At 63.8% G+C, this 16906-nt stretch carries 18 protein-coding genes; 13 read left to right on the top strand and 5 right to left on the bottom strand.

The window, feature by feature from the left end; all coding sequences use genetic code 11:
• The first annotated feature begins 10 nt into the window (after window positions 1–10).
• The 5 genes from SAMIE_RS06240 to SAMIE_RS06260 all read left to right on the top strand — a co-directional run bounded on the left by SAMIE_RS06240 (window position 11) and on the right by SAMIE_RS06260 (window position 3962).
• Window positions 11–442, top strand: a complete 432-nt coding sequence (locus SAMIE_RS06240) for a response regulator transcription factor (protein ID WP_013846848.1) — start codon at window positions 11–13, stop codon at window positions 440–442.
• Between the two features lie 47 nt (window positions 443–489).
• The gene (locus SAMIE_RS06245) at window positions 490–900 is read left to right on the top strand and encodes a group II truncated hemoglobin (RefSeq protein WP_013846847.1); all 411 of its coding nucleotides are present in this window, start codon (window positions 490–492) and stop codon (window positions 898–900) included.
• A 31-nt stretch (window positions 901–931) separates the two neighbouring features.
• Window positions 932–1939 (top strand): zinc-dependent alcohol dehydrogenase family protein, encoded by a 1008-nt coding sequence (locus SAMIE_RS06250; protein WP_013846846.1) that lies wholly within the window; start codon window positions 932–934, stop codon window positions 1937–1939.
• A 115-nt stretch (window positions 1940–2054) separates the two neighbouring features.
• Entirely contained in the window at window positions 2055–2888 is an 834-nt protein-coding gene (locus tag SAMIE_RS06255; RefSeq protein ID WP_013846845.1) for a universal stress protein, read from the top strand.
• Between the two features lie 36 nt (window positions 2889–2924).
• Window positions 2925–3962: a zinc-dependent alcohol dehydrogenase family protein gene (locus SAMIE_RS06260; protein ID WP_013846844.1), complete on the top strand. Its 1038-nt coding sequence runs from the start codon at window positions 2925–2927 to the stop codon at window positions 3960–3962.
• On the opposite strand, the gene SAMIE_RS23750 is transcribed toward SAMIE_RS06260, so the two are convergent.
• Entirely contained in the window at window positions 3932–4081 is a 150-nt protein-coding gene (locus SAMIE_RS23750) for a hypothetical protein (protein WP_169800202.1), read from the bottom strand. The two genes, SAMIE_RS06260 and SAMIE_RS23750, sit on opposite strands and share 31 nt — an antisense overlap.
• Before the next feature lie 15 nt (window positions 4082–4096).
• On the opposite strand from SAMIE_RS23750, the gene SAMIE_RS06265 reads away from it, so the two are divergent.
• From SAMIE_RS06265 to SAMIE_RS06295, 7 genes are all read left to right on the top strand, one after another.
• Complete coding sequence (locus tag SAMIE_RS06265; RefSeq protein ID WP_232037384.1) at window positions 4097–5530, top strand: thymidine phosphorylase family protein; 1434 nt, start codon at window positions 4097–4099, stop codon at window positions 5528–5530.
• Between the two features lie 5 nt (window positions 5531–5535).
• On the top strand, window positions 5536–6444 hold the full coding sequence (locus tag SAMIE_RS06270; protein WP_269472507.1) for a ribose-phosphate diphosphokinase: 909 nt from the start codon (window positions 5536–5538) through the stop codon (window positions 6442–6444).
• A gap of 557 nt (window positions 6445–7001) precedes the next feature.
• Window positions 7002–7316 carry a universal stress protein gene (locus tag SAMIE_RS24105; protein ID WP_374411714.1) on the top strand — a complete coding sequence of 105 codons (315 nt, stop codon included), beginning with the start codon at window positions 7002–7004 and terminating at the stop codon, window positions 7314–7316.
• 132 nt (window positions 7317–7448) lie between these two features.
• Window positions 7449–10142, top strand: coding sequence for an HAD-IC family P-type ATPase (locus SAMIE_RS06280; protein ID WP_162849038.1), 2694 nt, complete (start codon window positions 7449–7451; stop codon window positions 10140–10142).
• The gene (locus SAMIE_RS06285; protein WP_021246219.1) at window positions 10139–11050 is read left to right on the top strand and encodes a universal stress protein; all 912 of its coding nucleotides are present in this window, start codon (window positions 10139–10141) and stop codon (window positions 11048–11050) included. The genes SAMIE_RS06280 and SAMIE_RS06285 overlap by 4 nt, the downstream gene beginning before the upstream one ends.
• Window positions 11047–12015, top strand: coding sequence for a calcium/sodium antiporter (locus SAMIE_RS06290; protein ID WP_030090329.1), 969 nt, complete (start codon window positions 11047–11049; stop codon window positions 12013–12015). Before SAMIE_RS06285 ends, SAMIE_RS06290 begins: the two co-directional genes overlap by 4 nt.
• Before the next feature lie 246 nt (window positions 12016–12261).
• Window positions 12262–13194, top strand: coding sequence for a 1-phosphofructokinase family hexose kinase (locus tag SAMIE_RS06295; RefSeq protein WP_030090330.1), 933 nt, complete (start codon window positions 12262–12264; stop codon window positions 13192–13194).
• Between the two features lie 124 nt (window positions 13195–13318).
• Here SAMIE_RS06295 and SAMIE_RS06300 read toward each other — a convergent pair whose 3' ends face one another.
• Genes SAMIE_RS06300 through SAMIE_RS06315 form a run of 4 tightly spaced genes read right to left on the bottom strand, consistent with a single transcriptional unit; the run spans window position 13319 to window position 16476 of the window.
• Window positions 13319–13672: a carboxymuconolactone decarboxylase family protein gene (locus SAMIE_RS06300; RefSeq protein WP_030090331.1), complete on the bottom strand. Its 354-nt coding sequence runs from the start codon at window positions 13670–13672 to the stop codon at window positions 13319–13321.
• A gap of 17 nt (window positions 13673–13689) precedes the next feature.
• Entirely contained in the window at window positions 13690–14955 is a 1266-nt protein-coding gene (locus tag SAMIE_RS06305; protein WP_030090332.1) for a TolC family outer membrane protein, read from the bottom strand.
• Entirely contained in the window at window positions 14952–15155 is a 204-nt protein-coding gene (locus SAMIE_RS06310; protein WP_021246224.1) for a YgaP family membrane protein, read from the bottom strand. Before SAMIE_RS06310 ends, SAMIE_RS06305 begins: the two co-directional genes overlap by 4 nt.
• 40 nt (window positions 15156–15195) lie before the next feature.
• Window positions 15196–16476: an NAD(P)/FAD-dependent oxidoreductase gene (locus tag SAMIE_RS06315; protein ID WP_030090333.1), complete on the bottom strand. Its 1281-nt coding sequence runs from the start codon at window positions 16474–16476 to the stop codon at window positions 15196–15198.
• Between the two features lie 83 nt (window positions 16477–16559).
• On the opposite strand from SAMIE_RS06315, the gene SAMIE_RS06320 reads away from it, so the two are divergent.
• Window positions 16560–16898, top strand: coding sequence for a rhodanese-like domain-containing protein (locus tag SAMIE_RS06320; RefSeq protein ID WP_021246226.1), 339 nt, complete (start codon window positions 16560–16562; stop codon window positions 16896–16898).
• Window positions 16899–16906 lie beyond the last annotated feature (8 nt).

The raw sequence follows: 16906 nt of genomic DNA on the forward strand, positions 1-16906 counted from the left end.
GGGACCAGCAATGCCGCTGGGCCGATGGTGTGAGATGTCAGGCGAGAATATTGCGGCCCCGTTGCGGGAACGCCCGCGTCTTCTTCTGGTCGAGGATGACGCCGGTGTTCGCCGTTCACTGCAGCTTCTCTTTCGTGCGCAGGGTTTTGACGTCCGGGCCTATGCGGCTGGTGCGGCGCTTCTGGACGATCCGTTATCGGGGGATGCCTGCTGCTTCGTTGCTGATTTTCGATTGGAGCAGAGCGATGGCATCGAGGTGCTTTGCCGCCTGCGCGAACGTGGCTGGCCGGGTCCAGCCATACTCATCACCGCGTTCCCATCGGCCGAACTGACCGAGCGTGCCTTGGCGCAGGGGTTCGCCCAGGTTCTGGAAAAGCCCCTGCGGGAACATGCGCTGACTGGCGCGCTTGCCAGGCTGACGGGCGTGGGAAAGCGCATTTGAAACGACGCTCGACCAAAAGGGAGTGCGCAGCATAACAGGAGAAACGTGTGACAGCAGCGGAACAGAAACAGCAGGCGCCCTATGATCTGGTTGGAGGGGCCGTCGTCGTCCGGAATATCGTAGACCGCTTCTATGATCTGATGGATCAGGAGGACGCCTATCGGGAGTTGCGTGCGCTACACGCCCCGGAGTTGGGGCCGATGCGCGTTTCGCTTGCCGGTTTTCTCAACGCATGGCTGGGCGGACCGCGAGATTGGTTTGATGATCACCCTGGCGTTTGCATGATGTCGGCCCATGCGCGCCTGCCGATCACTGGTGAGACAGCGGATCAGTGGTGTGACGCGATGCGCCGCGCCATCGCTGATTCGACGGTAGATCCTGCCCTGGGCGTCAAGATGGCCGAAGCCTTGTCGAACATGGCGCAGGGCATGGCGGCGCGTGCCGCGTCGGCAGCGTGACCCCGCGGCGCGAACAGGCGAAGAAATCACTATGACCGAGATGTTCGCGATGCAGCTCGAAGCGGTCGGCACGCCGCTGCGGCTCGTTGCGCGACAGGTTCCAACGCCTGGTCGAGGCGAGCTTCTCATCGAGGTCGCTGCTTGCGGCGTCTGCCGAACCGATCTGCATATCGTCGATGGGGAGATCGAATCCCGCCTCCCCATCGTTCCCGGGCACGAAATTGTCGGCATCGTTGTTGCGGCGGGGGAAGGGGTCGCCGATGTCGCGATCGGTGATCGCGTCGGCGTTCCCTGGCTCGGACATAGCTGCGGCCATTGCGACTATTGCCGAACAGGTCATGAAAATCTGTGCGATAGTCCCGCATTCACGGGATGCACCCGGGATGGCGGTTATGCGACCCATACGGTTGCGGACGCTCGCTTCTGCTTCAGGATACCCGACGCCTTTTCCAATGAAGAAGCCGCGCCCTTGCTGTGCGCCGGGCTGATCGGCTGGCGGTCCCTGCGCGCTGCGGGGGAGGGAACGCGGATCGGTCTCTACGGATTTGGCGCCGCCGCGCATATCATCGCCCAGATTGCGCTGTGGCAGGGCCGGGCGGTTTATGCCTTTACCAGGGCGGGAGACGACGAGGGACAGGCTTTTGCGCGATCACTCGGCTGCGCCTGGGCCGGATCATCGGAGGATGACCCGCCCGTGGAACTCGATGCGGCGATCCTCTTTGCCCCCGTCGGTGATCTTGTTCCGCGCGCGCTGCGTGCAGTCCACAAGGGAGGCAGGGTGATCTGCGCAGGGATCCACATGAGCGACATTCCGTCGTTCCCCTATGCTGACCTCTGGGGTGAGCGAACCATTGCATCGGTGGCTAATCTGACCCGCGAAGACGGCACAAGCTTTTTCGAGATCGCGCAGAAAGCCAACGTCAAATCCGTGACGACGGTCTTTCCGCTGGCTCAAGCCAATGTCGCGCTTGAGCGGTTGCGCAGTGGCGCCGTTGTTGGAGCGGCCGTCCTGGTGCCATCGAACTACGCGAAGGCTTGAGTATGCACTCGCCGCGAAGCGCCCTCTTCACGGCCCCAGGGGCGAGTGCGCGTCACGCGGTGCCTCTGTAAAGTTACGGAGTGCGGTCATCAATGGCCGGGGCCATGATGCGATCATGAGCAGCATTTCACAGATCAAACATGTGCTCGTCGTCGTGGACGGTGCAGAGCATTCCCTGACCGCCGTTGATCAGGCGCTTGCCTATGCCGGTATGCATGAAGCGGCGCTTACGATCGTCGTCGTGACCGAAAATCTCGCATTCGCCGCGGCGGCTGATGCGATGGCTTTCGCGCAGGCCATCACGGTATCCGAGGACCAGCGCGACGAACATCTGGCGGCCGTTCGCGAACGAACCAGGAATACCGCGATCGAAGTAGAGGTTCACTCGGTGTTCGAGGCCAGCGGGCTGATACCCGGTCTCGTGAAGGCTGAAGGCCAGTACGCGGATATCGCGCTGATTCCGGGTGTCGGGCGCTGGCAAAGGGATGGCTTGAGGCGCCGTATCTCCGAGGCGCTTCTGTTTACGGGCGTGCCGACGGTCATTTTGCCGGCCTCCTGGAATCCTGGTCCCATCGATCACGCCGTATTGGGCTGGAACGCATCACTTGAATCGTTCCGCGCCGCGAGGGCGCTTCTCAATCTGGCCGAACCCGATGCCCGTATCGACGTTGCGATTGTCGATGATCCGGGTGTCGAATCCGGGGAGCACCGGGGCGGTGTCCAGATCGCCCGCCTTTTCGCGCGACATGGCCATAGCGGCGGCGTTTGTCCGATCAGCTCATCCGGTAAGGATACGTCGGCTGTCCTTCAGAATTACGCAGTGGAGCAGAAAGCCGATGTGCTCGTGATCGGTGGCTATGGGCGTTCGCGCGCACTCGAGTTCGTGCTTGGCGGCGTGACGCGGGAACTGATCGATCATCAGCGCCTGCCGATCGTTTTCGTACACTGACTGGCGAATCCGTCTAACGGTTGAACGGAGGAGATCATGAAAGCTCTCGTTTATCATGGCCCCGGCGAGAAGAGTCTCGAGGATCGCCCGAGGCCGGCCTTGCAGGCACCCGGCGATGCGATCGTGCGGATCACGAAGACCACCATTTGCGGCACCGACCTGCACATCCTGAAGGGGGATGTGCCGACGTGCGAGCCGGGCAGGATCCTCGGACATGAGGGTGTCGGGATCGTGGAGGAGGTCGGAACCGCGGTTGGAGCCTTCAAGCCCGGAGATCATGTCCTGATCTCCTGCATCACCTCTTGTGCCCGGTGTGAATATTGCCGGCGCGGCATGTATTCGCATTGCGTCGAGGGCGGCTGGATATTGGGCAACAGGATCGATGGCACGCAAGCCGAATTCGTGCGCATCCCCCATGCCGACAACAGCCTTCACGCGATCCCGCCGGGGGCCGATGAGGATGCCCTCGTCATGCTGAGCGACATTCTTCCGACGGGCTATGAGTGCGGCGTCCTGAACGGGAAGGTTGCACCGGGCAGCAGCGTCGCGATCGTCGGCGCTGGACCGATCGGCCTGGCGACCCTGCTGACTGCGCAATTTTATGCACCGGCCCGGATCATCATGATCGATCTCGACGACAATCGCCTCGCCGTCGCGCGCAAGTTCGGCGCGACGGACACGTTCAACAGCGGACGTGATCCGGTCGTGAGCCTGGTTCGAGAGCTCACCGACGGCAAGGGGGTCGATACGGCTATCGAAGCAGTCGGGATCCCTGCGACATTCGCGTTATGCGAAGAACTGGTCGCGCCCGGCGGGGTAATTGCCAATGTCGGTGTCCACGGCGCCAAGGTCGACCTCCATCTGGAGGAACTCTGGTCGCGCAACATCACCATCACCACCCGGCTCGTCGACACCGTCAGCACGCCGATGCTCCTGAAGACGGTCGAGGCCAAGCGCCTGCGGCCCGAACAGCTCGTCACCCATCGTTTCGTGTTGTCGGACATATTGGAGGCGTATGAGACGTTCGCGCGCGCAGCCGATACTCATGCCTTGAAGGTGGTGATCGACACGTGATCGGGGTTTCCAGCGATATTCCGGGCGATGCGCAGCAATTCCATCCGAATATAGGGAGTTCCGAACCGGCGGAACCATCGTTCGCGCGCGCGCGCCGGCTGCGCCTTCACACGCATCATGAGCTGGTCGCGATCATGCGGACCGACAGCCCGGTGTGCCATGCCGAGGGCCTTGCCGCGCACACCCAGGTCTATATCCGCAACGGCAGCCAGCCGATCGCGGCCACGCTCTATCAGGTGGAGGGCGACTTCCTGGCCGGCGACGAGATCGGTCTGTCCGAAGCGGCCTGGGTCGCGCTTGGCGTGGAGGAGGGAACCGTTGTCCAGGTCGGTCATGCGCCGCCCCTCGAATCGATCGCCTGCGTCCGCCAGCGCATCTACGGACACAGGCTGAACGGGGCCGCGCTGACCAGCATCGTCGGTGACGTGGTGGCGGGCCGCTATGCCGATGTGCACCTCGCCGCCTTCCTCACGGCTACCGCCACGCTTCCCTTCGACGAGGACGAGACCTACCATCTCACCAGGGCGATGGTCGAGGCCGGCGACCGTTTGCGCTGGCCGAGCGAGATCGTCGTCGACAAGCATTGCGTTGGCGGTCTGCCGGGCAACCGCACGAGCCCGATCGTCGTCGCCATCGCTGCCGCCTGCGGTCTGACCATGCCCAAGACGTCGTCGCGGGCGATCACGTCCCCGGCGGGAACGGCCGATACCATGGAGACGCTCACCCGGGTCGATCTCGACCTTGGCGCCATGCAGCGCGTGGTGGCGGTCGAGGGCGGCTGCCTCGCCTGGGGCGGCGCGGTCTGCCTCAGTCCCGCCGATGACATCTTCATCGGCGTGGAACGCGCGCTCGACATCGATACGGAGGGGCAGCTCATCGCCTCCGTTCTGTCGAAGAAGATAGCGGCGGGCGCGACCCATGTGGTGCTCGACATTCCGATCGGGCCGACCGCCAAGGTGCGCAGCGTCGCGGCGGCCGAACGGCTGGAAGCCACGCTTGGCGCCGTCGCCGCCCGTTTTGGCCTTGTTATCCGCTGTGTCCAGACCGATGGCACCCAGCCCGTCGGCCGGGCGATCGGGCCCGCCCTGGAGGCGCGCGACGTGCTGGCGGTGCTGACAGGCGATGCCGATGCTCCGCCGGGCCTTCGGGACCGCGCCTGCACGCTCGCCGGCGTGGTGCTCGAACTCGGGAAGGTCGCGGAAGAAGGCCAGGGACGCGCGCGCGCCGAACGCACATTGGCCGACGGCAGCGCCTGGGACAGGTTCCAAAGGATATGCCAGGCCCAGGGCGGCATGCGCACCCCGCCCACGGCCAGGCTCACCCATCCGATCCTGGCGGCGCATAGCGGCCGCGTCACCCATATCGACAATCGCCGGATAGCGCGCCTTGCGAAGCTGGCGGGCGCGCCCGACTCGCCGGCCGCGGGCATGCTTCTTCATGTTCGCCTGGGCGACGACGTTATCGCTGGCCAGCCTTTGCTGACCCTCCACGCCCAGTCGCAGGGTGAAATGGCTTATGCGCTGACCTACGCCGCCGCCAATGCCGACATGCTTGCGATCGTGCCATGACGGCGATGCTGTTTTCCATGCCCGGGAACGAACGGCTGGCCGCATCCATCGCGGAACATACCGGGTGGGCGACAGGCACGCTCGAGGTTCGCCGGTTTCCCGATCAGGAGAGCTATGTCCGGCTCCGCTCCGGGGTGTCGGGATCAGCCGTGGCCGTCATATGCACGCTCGCGCGGCCCGACGACCAGATCATGCGGCTGCTCTTTGCTGCAAGGCTGCTGCGCGAGAGCGGGGCGCGGTCGGTCCATCTCGTGGCGCCTTATCTTGCCTATATGCGACAGGATCGGCGGTTCAAGGATGGCGAAGCGCTGACGTCCCGCCAGTTCGCCCAGCTCCTTTCATCCGAGTTCGATGGGCTCGTGACCGTCGATCCGCATCTCCACCGCTACGCGGATCTGGGGGAGATCTATTCGATGGAGACGGCTTCGCTCGCGGCATCTCCGCTTCTGGCGGACTGGGTCCGGGCCAATGTCGATGCACCGCTCATCATAGGACCCGACAGCGAGAGCGAGCAGTGGGCGGGCGCAATCGCCAGGCTTATCGGAGCGCCCCATGCGGTCTTCGCGAAATCGCGGCGCGGTGATCGGGACGTCCTTATCGCGGCCTCGGACCTGGGGGCATGGAAAGGCCGCACGCCGATCCTCGTCGATGACGTGATTTCGTCGGGACACACCCTTGCCAACGCCGCGCGCGAGATCATCGACCAGGGCTTCCCTCCGCCGATCTGCCTGGCTGTTCACGGCCTCTTCGCGGCTGGTGCCGAGGCTTTGCTCAGGGAAGTCGGCTGCCGCATGGTTACGACCGAAAGTATCTCGCATGCCAGTAACGCGATCACTCTTGGCGCACTGCTTGGCGATGCGCTGGCCCGGCAGATGGAAGGGGGCGCCGGTCGGCTACGTATAACACCCGAATGAATCCCATCACGGCGCTGGGTAGCAGGAATAGCTCAAAGCTGGAGGGACATATGGCTATCAAGGACATTCTCGCCGTCGTCGATACCGGAGACAAGGACGAGCGGTTTTTGCGCGATGCGCTTGCCTTTGCCGAGTTCCACGACGCCAGCCTTGCCATCGTCGTGCTGTCGGCTCTCCCCGCGAGCGACTATGCCCTGACGGTTGCACTGCCTTATGTACTTCTTCCCGATTATACTGAAGCGGTGGAGGCGAAGCAGCAGCGGATCGCGATGCTCGCCCGCTCCACGAACGTAGAGGTGAGGACGATTTCGGACCAGCCGGCGGTGATCTTCGCCAAGACCGCGGTCTATGCCCGTTATGCCGACCTCGTCCTGTTCGGTCCTTCGGACAATTACGACCATCCGCCAATTCGACGTGATACGCTTGAGCGTTGCCTGTTCGCATCTGGGCGTCCCGTTCTGATCCTGCCCACCGGCTATAAACCGGCCGCCATCGATCACTTGGCGATCGGCTGGAATGCGACCCGCGAGGCGACGCACGCGCTGCGCGACGCGACCATGTTCGCGGCGCCTGGGGCAAGGATCGATATACTCATCCTCGATGCGAAGCCGACGGCCCAGGGCCACGGTTCCGAACCGGGAGCCGATGTCGCCCACCATCTCGCCCGGCATGGCTTTACGTCGACCGTAGTTCCCATCCAGGGCGGTGACGTGTCGGATGCGGAGGCGCTGGTCGAAGCGGCTCACCGGCGTGGCGCCGGGATGCTCGCGCTTGGCGCTTATGGCCACTCTCGCCTGCGCGAGATGATCCTGGGCGGCGTCACGCGCGACCTGCTCACTGGCGCGCCGCTGCCGCTGCTGTTTGCGCATTGAAGCCCATTCAATCGGCGGCACGCAAGCGCGGAACCGCGGGCCGGGAATGAAACCGGTCCGCACGGTCTTCGCTCCGCATGCTCAACACGAGATGGTTTGATGTAATACGAAAGAGATTTGATGTCAGGACCCATGGAAACTTCCGAAGTGCGCTGGCATATGCTGTCAACCAGCGAAGTTGCCACGGCACTCGACGTCGGTTGTGCGGGTCTCTCTTCTCCGGAGGTGGATCGGCAATCGGCCCGCTTTGGGCCGAACGCGCTACCCCGGTCGGCGCGTCGCAATGTGTTCCTTAGGTTCCTCGCGCAATTCCATAACACGTTGATCTATGTGCTTCTTGCCGGGGCATTGGCCGCAGCGCTGCTCGATCACATGATCGACGCGGTGGTCATCGTCGCCGTCGTGATCGTGAATGCGGTGATCGGGCATATCCAGGAAGGAAAGGCTGAACAGGCGCTTGAGGCCATCCAGCAGATGATCGCGCCCAAGGCCAGCGTGGTGCGTGACGGCGTGAGGCAAACGATTCCCGTCCGCGAGATCGTGCCCGGCGATCTCGTGATGATCGAGGCCGGTGATCGCGTTCCCGCCGATCTCAGGCTTCTCCATGCGCGGCGAATGCTTATCGACGAGGCGCTGCTGACGGGCGAATCGGTGGCTGCCGAAAAGCAGGAAGCGGTGCTGCCCGAGCAGACCGATTTGGCGGATCGGCGTAATATGGCCTTTTCGGGCACGATGGTTGCGGCTGGGCACGCAAGCGGGCTCGCTGTTGCCACCGGATCTCGCACGCAGATCGGACGGATCAGTTCGCTTATCCAGTCGGTCGAACAACTGGCAACCCCGCTGCTGAAGCAGATCGACGGTTTTGCCCGGCGCTTCACCTGGTTCGTACTCGCGGGGGGGCTTGCGCTGTTCGCCTTTGCCGTTCTGGCGCGGAATTACGATTGGATCGACGCGCTGATCGCCGTGGTCGCGCTCGCCGTGGGGATCGTGCCGGAAGGGCTGCCGGCGGTCATCACGATTACTCTCGCGATCGGCGTGCGGCGGATGGCGGGGCGCAACGCCGTCATCCGAAAGCTCCCGGCCGTCGAAACGCTCGGCGCGACCTCGGTGATATGCACCGACAAGACCGGCACGCTCACACGCAACGAAATGACGGCCCGCCGCGTCATCACCGAGCGGCATACGATGATCGCGAGCGGATCCGGCTATGTTCCCGATGGTCAAATCCGGATCGTCGGGTCCGGGGACCAGGCAGAGGCTATGGCCGATGCGATGCCACTGATCCGCTGCGGGCTGCTGTGCAACGATGCCGCGCTGCGCAAGGTCGGTGCGGAATGGCGTGTCGAGGGCGATCCGATGGAGGGGGCCCTCTTCGCCCTGGCAATGAAGGCGGCCATCGATCCGGAGCAGGAGCGGGCGGAATGGGAGCGGCTCGACGAGATTCCCTTCGACGCCGCGCATCGGTTCATGGCGACGCTCTGCCGGGGTTCCAACGGCACGCGCTTGCTGTTCGTGAAGGGCGCGCCCGAAGCGCTCTTGGCGATGACCGCGCCCGACAATTGTTCCTATTGGGAGAGTTCCATCGCTACCGCCGGAAGCGATGGCGAGCGCGTTCTCGCCTTCGGCGCGAAGGAAATGCCTGCCGGCAGCGAACGGATCTCGTTCGAAGATCTCTCGACTGGCGTGTGCCTCCTGGGCCTTGTCGGCTTCATCGATCCGCCTCGTGCGGAGGTCAAGGACGCCATCGCCGAATGCCGGTCCGCCGGAATCGGCGTCAAGATGATCACTGGCGATCATGCGGCGACGGCGCTGGCGATCGCCCGGCAACTCGACCTTGCCGACGACCCGCGCGTGCTGACCGGGCTGGAACTGGAAAAGCTTCCGGACACCGAACTGGAGCAAGCGGTCGCGGATGTCTCGGTCTTTGCCCGGACCAGCCCGGAACATAAATTGCGGATCGTCCGTGCGCTGCAGGCTCAGGGAAAGATCGTCGCGATGACGGGGGACGGCGTGAACGACGCGCCGTCCCTCAAGCAGGCCGACGTCGGGGTCGCCATGGGCATCAAGGGCACCGAAGCGTCGAAAGAAGCGGCTTCCATGGTGCTGCTCGACGATAATTTTGCCTCGATCGTCAGCGCCGTTCGCGAAGGCCGAACGGTCTACGACAACATTCGCAAGGTCATTTCCTGGGAAATCCCTACGAACGGCGGTGAAACACTGGCGGTCGTATTGGCGATCCTGCTGGGCTTCGCGCTGCCGATGACGGCGACGCAGATCCTCTGGGTGAACCTCGTCCTCGCCGCCACGCTCGGCCTCGTGCTGGCGTTCGAGCCCACGGAACCCGGTGCGATGTTGCGCCGGCCACGGGAGCGCGGCGCGCCGTTGCTTTCGCCGTTCCTGCTTTGGCGTGTCCTTCTCGTCTCTGTGCTGTTCGCGGCCGTCACTCTCGGAATCTTTTTCCATGTTCTGGCGCAAGGCCGGAGCCTGGAGATGGCGCGCACCATGGTCGTCAACATGTTCATCATCGCGGAGATCTTCTACCTCTTCAACGTCCGCTATCTCCACATGACGTCCCTGACATGGCGCGGCGCGATCGGTACTCCCGCCGTGTTGATCGCGATCGGCGTTCTCGTCATCGGCCAGGCGCTCTTCACCTATGCGCCGTTCATGAACGCGATTTTCCACTCGCAGCCGCTGGGCTTCGCGGACTGGGTGTTGCTGGTGGCGTGCGGCATGCTTCTCATGCTGTCGCTGGAGGTGGAGAAGCATGTGATGCGGCGACTGGGCTGGTTTAGCGAACTTAATAATCAGGAGGACATGCCATGACGCGTGACGGTTTCCCTAAATGCATCGCGCTCGCGACCGACCTCAGCCATCGTTGCGACCGCGCCTTCGATCGCGCCCTGCTGGTAGCCCAGGCATGGCGGGCGGAGCTTATGGTCATCCACGCGCTGAACCCGCCGGAAGACGGGATGCTGTCCGTCCGACTCGGCGATCTGCCGTCCTGGCGTCGGCCTCTCGAAGACCCGGTGCGGGCGGCGCGCCATCGCATCTACCACGACCTTGTTCGCGAGGCGCCGCCAATCGACATTTCGGTCCACGTCGAAACCGGCTCGCCGGCACCGGTCGTCCTCGATATCGCCGGAAAGGGCGAGGCGGGCCTGATCGTCACCGGCGTGGCTCGCGATGGGCCGCTGGCCCGGATGCTGCTCGGCGATACCGTGGACCGGCTGATCCGCAAGGCGCCCGTTCCGATCCTGATCGTACGCGACCGCGCTTTCGAGCCTTACCGCGCCATGGTGGTCGCGACAGATTTCTCCGCGCCCGCCCGGATCGCTCTGGAGACCGCCGTCCGCTTTTTTCCCGATGCGGCTATCTCCCTTTTCCACGCCTACGATGTGCCCTTCGCGGGCTATCTCGGCCGATCGGAAATCGAACGGCAATTCGAGGGTTATGGCGAGGCTGCGGCCGACAAGTTCCTTGCCGAAGCGGGACTGTCTGATGTGGCGGCCCGGAACGTCACGCGCATGATCGAGCACGGGGTTCCCGAAGCGCTGCTTCGCGACCGTGCGGAAAATGCCGCACGTCACCTGACGGTCGTTGGAACCCATGGCGGTGGCCTCGTCTATGAGGCTATGATCGGCAGTACGGCGCGCAAGATCCTTGATGCGGTCCCGGGCGATGTCCTCCTCGTACCCGATCCCGCCAGGCGCAAGGTGAACCCGGCCGGATGACGCTGGCGATCGTTTCCAGCCTCATGGGGCTCGCCGCCCTGATCGCTGGTGCGGAGTGGCTGGTGAGGGGAGGCTCGGCGCTGGCCGCGCGGCTGGGCGTTTCGCCGCTGCTCATCGGCCTCACGATCGTGGCGCTGGGAACGAGCACGCCCGAACTCGCCGTCGGGATCGAGGCGGCGCTCCAGGGAAACGGCTCGCTCGCGGTTGGCAACATCGCCGGCACCAACACCGTCAACATCCTCCTTATCCTCGGCCTCAGCGCGATGCTGCAACCACTTGCCATTCGGATGCAGACGCTGCGTCTGGAACTGCCTGTCATCGTCATCGCGTCGGCCGCGCTACTCGTCTTTGCCTGGGACGGTGTGCTCTCGCGCCTTGAGGGGCTGTTTTTGATCACGATGGGAATGGCCTTCACGCTGACCGTCATTCGCGTCGCCCGGCGGGAAAGCATCACGGTGAAGCTGGAGTTCGCGCGGGAATTCGCGGCGCCGCGCTTTTCCCGCCGCCACGGTTTCTCCGCAATGGCGATGCTGGCCATCGGCCTCGTCGTGATCGTCGTGGGCGCCAACTGGCTGGTGGATGGTGCGGTCGCGCTTGCCCGGTTGTGGAACGTATCGGACGCCTTTATCGGACTGACGATCGTTGCGATCGGTACTTCCGCTCCTGAACTCGTTACGACGATCATTTCGACGATTCGTGGCGAGCGCGACATCGCGATCGGCAATCTGATCGGCAGCAGCGTTTACAATATTCTGGTGATTCTCGGCGCGGCCTGCCTGTTTCCGTCGAACGGGATCGAGGTCAGCGCGCAACTGATCCGGGTCGACATCCCGGTCATGTTGGGGGTCGCGCTGGCCTGCATTCCCGTATTCATCAGCGGACGCCAAATTTCGCGGTTCGAGGGTGGAATGTTTGTGAGTGCCTACTTGCTATATCTTGCCTATTTGATCAATGATCGGATTTAACCGATAAGGAAAGCGCGAGGGCATCTTTTGACAACGCCGCGATTTTCCCGCCTTTCGTCTATTATCCAGTGATTTTGGGTCGCAGGCGGTGGCTGCTGCTGTCAGGTTGCTAACGCGGGTCTTTCGATCCCGGTAGAACTTCGCACCCTTTCGATCGGAGCCTTCGCATTCGTGGACCCGCGATAGCGTAACGATTAGGGAAATCCCGGATAGACCCGAGCCCATCCGGGTCCCTCAATGGCGGCCATGATGAACATCGCGACCCTCACCCTGAACCCGACGATCGACGTCGCCTATGAAGTCGATCATGTCTACCACACCCGTAAAATGCGGACGAAGACAGAATTCTATTCGCCGGGTGGCGGGGGAATCAACGTGGCCCGTGTCTATGTCCGGCTCGGCGGGAACGCGCGGAGCTACTATCTTTCGGGCGGTGCAACCGGCCACGCGCTCGATGGTCTGCTCGACCTGCACCAGCTGGTGCGCAACCGTATCCCGATCAAGGGGCATACCAGGGTGGCCACCGCAGTGCTCGAGCGCGAAAGCGGGAAGGAATATCGCCTCGTTCCGTCCGGACCGATGGTCGAACCTGCAGAATGGCGGCAGTGCCTCAATCAGCTCCAGACGGCACAATGTGACTATCTGGTCGCGAGCGGTTCGCTCTCACCCGGCATTCCGGATGATTTCTATGGCCAGGTCGTCGCGATGATGACGGAACGCAATATACCGGTCGTGCTCGACAGTTCAGGCGCTGGCCTGCGCGGAGGCCTTGAGCAAGGCGGCGTCTTCCTCGTCAAGCCCAGCATTGGCGAGTTGCGCCAGTTCACCGGTCGGGATCTTCCCGACACGGAGTCGGTGGGACGGGCGGCCATGCAGATCGTCGGGGGCGGTCATGCGCAATATGTGGCGGTGACGATGGGGCACGAGGGCGCTCTCCTTGCCTCGGCCGAGCGCCAACTCCTGCTTCCCGCAGTGGACATCGAGGTCAGAAGCGCGGTCGGCGCGGGCGACAGTTTCCTTTCGGCGATGGTCTTTGCTATCTCCTCAGGCTGGGAGATCGAAGAAGCGTTCCGCTTCGGCATCGCGGCAGGCGCGGCGGCCGTGATGAATCCGGGGCACGATCTTGCGCGACCCGAAGACATCCGGCGGCTCTATTCGCAGGTCCGTGCAGCCTCCTGAACCTTGCGTTGAACTTGAGCGTACTCCACCGACCAGTTCATGATCGTGGTTCCCGGTCGCGAAATTCGCGACCGGTTCGGCGCACTGCCGGTCAAGTGTTCGGCTGTTTCGATTTCACGGCGTATTATTGTTTCGCTTGATCGGAGAACTGATCGAAGGCCTCGACCGCCTGCGCGGCATACATGAGGCTGGGGCCAGCGCCCATGTAGAGCGCCATGCCCATCGTCTCCATCACTTCATCGCGCGTGGCGCCATGCTTGACGGCGGCCTTCGAATGGAAGGCAACGCAGCCGTCGCAGCGGATGGCGACCGAGATGGCAAGAGCGATCAGTTCCTTGGTCTTGGCATCGAGCGCCCCGGCCTTGGTGGCCGCAGTCGCCATGGCGGAAAAGGCCTGCATCACGTCGGGCGTGCCGAGCCGCACTTCCTTGATGGCGCCATTCAGCTCGGTCGCCATTTTCGGCCAGTCCTTGTGCATATCGTCTCCTGTAAAGTTCAGCGTCCGAGAAGGGCAAGCAGTCGGTAAGCCGCGACGATGCGATCGCTTCGCGCGCGAGCTTCGCTGACCGCTGCGGCGGTTGCCTCGCGTTCGGCATCGAGCAGATCGAGCTGGGGCTTCATCCCCACGCGAACCTCGTGGCGCACGCTGTCGCGCGCCTGTCCGGCGGCAAGGGCTTGCTGGGAAGCAGCCGCTTCGACCAGGGCGGCCGAGCGCACCCCGGAAAAGGCGCTGATCGTCTGTTCATCGACGGCGGCGCGTGCGGCGCGCATACGCGCATCGGCGGCCCTGACCGCACTATCGGATTCGGTAATCTTGGCTGAGACTCGCCCGCCCGCGAATATCTGCCAGCGCGCCCGCACGCCGACCGTGGCGGCATCGGAGCGATAATCGGGAAAGAACTGGTCACGCACCGTCGAACCTTCGGCGAAGGCGCCGATCGTGGGCAGGCGTTCGGCCCGCGCGCCCCGCGCGCCGGCCTGGGCGGCATCCAATGCCGCTTCGGCTTGCGCCAGCGCCGGGTTGTTCCCGCGGGCGCTGTCGAGCGCTTCATCGAGCGAGGCAGGCAGGACCGGACTTGCCGGAATGGGCTGGAGATCCTGCGGGGCAAGGCCAGTGAGGTTGGTGAATCGCGCATCGGCCGAGATGGCAAAGCCGCGCGCGCCTTCAAGGGCTGCCTGTGCTTCGGCAAGGCGCGCCGCCGCCTGCGCAACATCGGTGCTGGGGCTTTCGCCTGCCTTGAAGCGGAGCCGGGCCTGGCGCTGGATCTCCTCCATCTGGCCGACCATCTGTTCATAGAGCGCTATCATTCGGTGCGTGGTCAGCACGTCGCCATAGGCTTGGACCGTCGCGACAACGATCTGGCTGCGGGTCATCGTTTCACCGGCGCGTGCTGCTTCGCTGCCCGCTTTCGCCTGTGCGATCCCGGCGCTGACCCTGCCGCCCATAAAGAGGGGCTGTTCGATAGTGAGCTGCGCCGCGCGCGGCGTGACGTTGGCCGCCGGAAGCCCGAAGAAACCCTGCGGATCGAGTCGTCCATAGCCGATCGTCCCGCTCAGCGTCGCGGTTGGCAGACCCTGGCCGCGTGCTTCCCTGATCCGGGCGTCGGCCGCATCGGCATCGGCCCCCGCCGCCTCGATTTCCGGCGCGTGGTTCACGGCGGCCGCAATGGCTTCTTCAAGCGTCGTTGCCTGCGCGGGCATGGCGACACTCGCCAGCAGGCCGGCGAGCAGGGGGAGGGGGATCGTCCGCCTGAGCGTCATTTGAAGGCGGTTCCCGGACGGACGCCGAACGCCTTGAACACCATCGCAGCCGGGCAGAAACCAGTGAAGCTTGCCTGAAGCATATTGAGGCCGGCAAAGGCGGTGAGCGCGATCCACCAGGGATGCACGGTCAGCGACAGGACGACGCCGAGCAGTACGACACAACCGGCGAACGCCATCACGGCACGATCGAGAGTCATCAGTCTCACTCCTTCGCTTGGGAAACCAGAAGCCGGGGCATCAGAAACGCAGCTTGCGGATGCCCATCGCGTGCATGGCGAGCTTTTCGTAGAAGGGCTCGCTCTCGCCCTTGCGGACCTTGCGCAGGAAATATTTCTCAAAGCCGACCTTGGCCAGATGGACCCATTTGCCGCTGGACGACCAGTTGACGTTGCGCGGCGGGATCTGCGGCTGGGCGACGAAGGCGACGCCTCCGTCGCCAAAATCGGCGAGACACACCGCGTTCCACGTCGCTTCCGCCGTCGGCTCCTGGCCGTCGAGAACCAGCGAGAGATTGGCGGCGATCGCCGTGACCATGGATTCGATCATGAAACCGGTCTTGGGCACGCCCACCGGAACCGGCGTCGGGCCGGTCGGCGGGATGGCGACACAGACACCGAGCGCGAATATCTCGGGGAAGGCCGGATTGCGCTGGTGCTTGTCGACGATGATGAAGCCGCGCGGATTGGCCAGCCCTTCGATATTGCTGACCGCGGGGACGCCCCGGAACGCAGGGAGCATCATCGAGAAGCCGAAGGGCAGGTCGTGCGTCTTCTTCACCGCGCCGTCCTCGCCGACTTCCTCGACGTGCATGACGCCGGGCTCGACCTTGGTGACGCGGGCGTTGGTGATCCATTTGATGTGGCGATCACGCAGCTCGCTCTCGAGCAGCGACTTGGTATCGCCGACGCCGTCGAGCCCAAGGTGGCCGATATAGGGTTCGGGCGTCACATAGATCATCGGCACCTTGTCGCGGATCTTGCGCTTGCGCAGTTCGGTGTCGAGGATCATCGCGAATTCGTAGGCCGGGCCGTAGCAGGACGCGCCCTGCACCGCGCCGACGACGATCGGGCCGGGATTTTGTGCAAAGGCATCGAACGCATCGGCGGCGGCTGAGGCGTGGGGCGTCTGGCAGATGGAGAGGGTATGGCCGCCATGCGGACCCAGCCCCTCGATCTCGTCGAACGCGAGTTCCGGGCCGGTAGCGATTACAAGATAATCGTAATTGATGGATGAGCCGTCATTGAGTTCGAGTCGCTTTTCGCCGGCATGCAGCCGCTTCGCGCCGACCGAGGTGAAGCCGATCTTCTTTTTGGCGAACACGGGAGGGAGGTGGACCTGGATGGCTTCAGGCTCGCGCCAGCGCACGGCGACCCAGGGATTGGACGGGATGAAGTTGTAGGTATCGCTATCGGATACCGTCATCACGTCGGCGCGGTCTTTGACGGCAGCCTTGATCTCATAGGAGGCGATCGTGCCTCCCAGACCCGCGCCCAGCACCACGATCAAAGGCTTGCCCATCTGCGATCCTTCCATGTCTCAATGGCATTGACGAATATCATCATTACACGTTATATGCAAATAACAAAGTTGAGGAAGCTGCCATGTTCGGATTCAAGAAACGTGATGCCCACCGTGAGATCGGCCCCGCCGAGCTGGACGCCATGCTGAAGGGCGGCAAGGCGCTCCTGATCGACGTGCGCGAGACAGGCGAGTTCGCCGCCGGCCACATACTGGGCGCAATAAACATGCCACTGTCGGGCTTTTCACCTCGTAACATCCCTGATCCCAAGGGCCGGACTGTCGTGCTGCAATGCGCGGGCGGAAAGCGCTCGGGCCAGGCACTCGATCAATGCGCGGCGGCGCAGAGCGCGATCGACACCCACCTCGCTGGCGGGATCGGTGCGTGGAAAGACGCCGGCTTCCCGGTCGTTGGTGATTGAGAGCCTGA

Source organism: Sphingobium amiense (assembly GCF_003967075.1).
GTDB lineage: Bacteria > Pseudomonadota > Alphaproteobacteria > Sphingomonadales > Sphingomonadaceae > Sphingobium > Sphingobium amiense.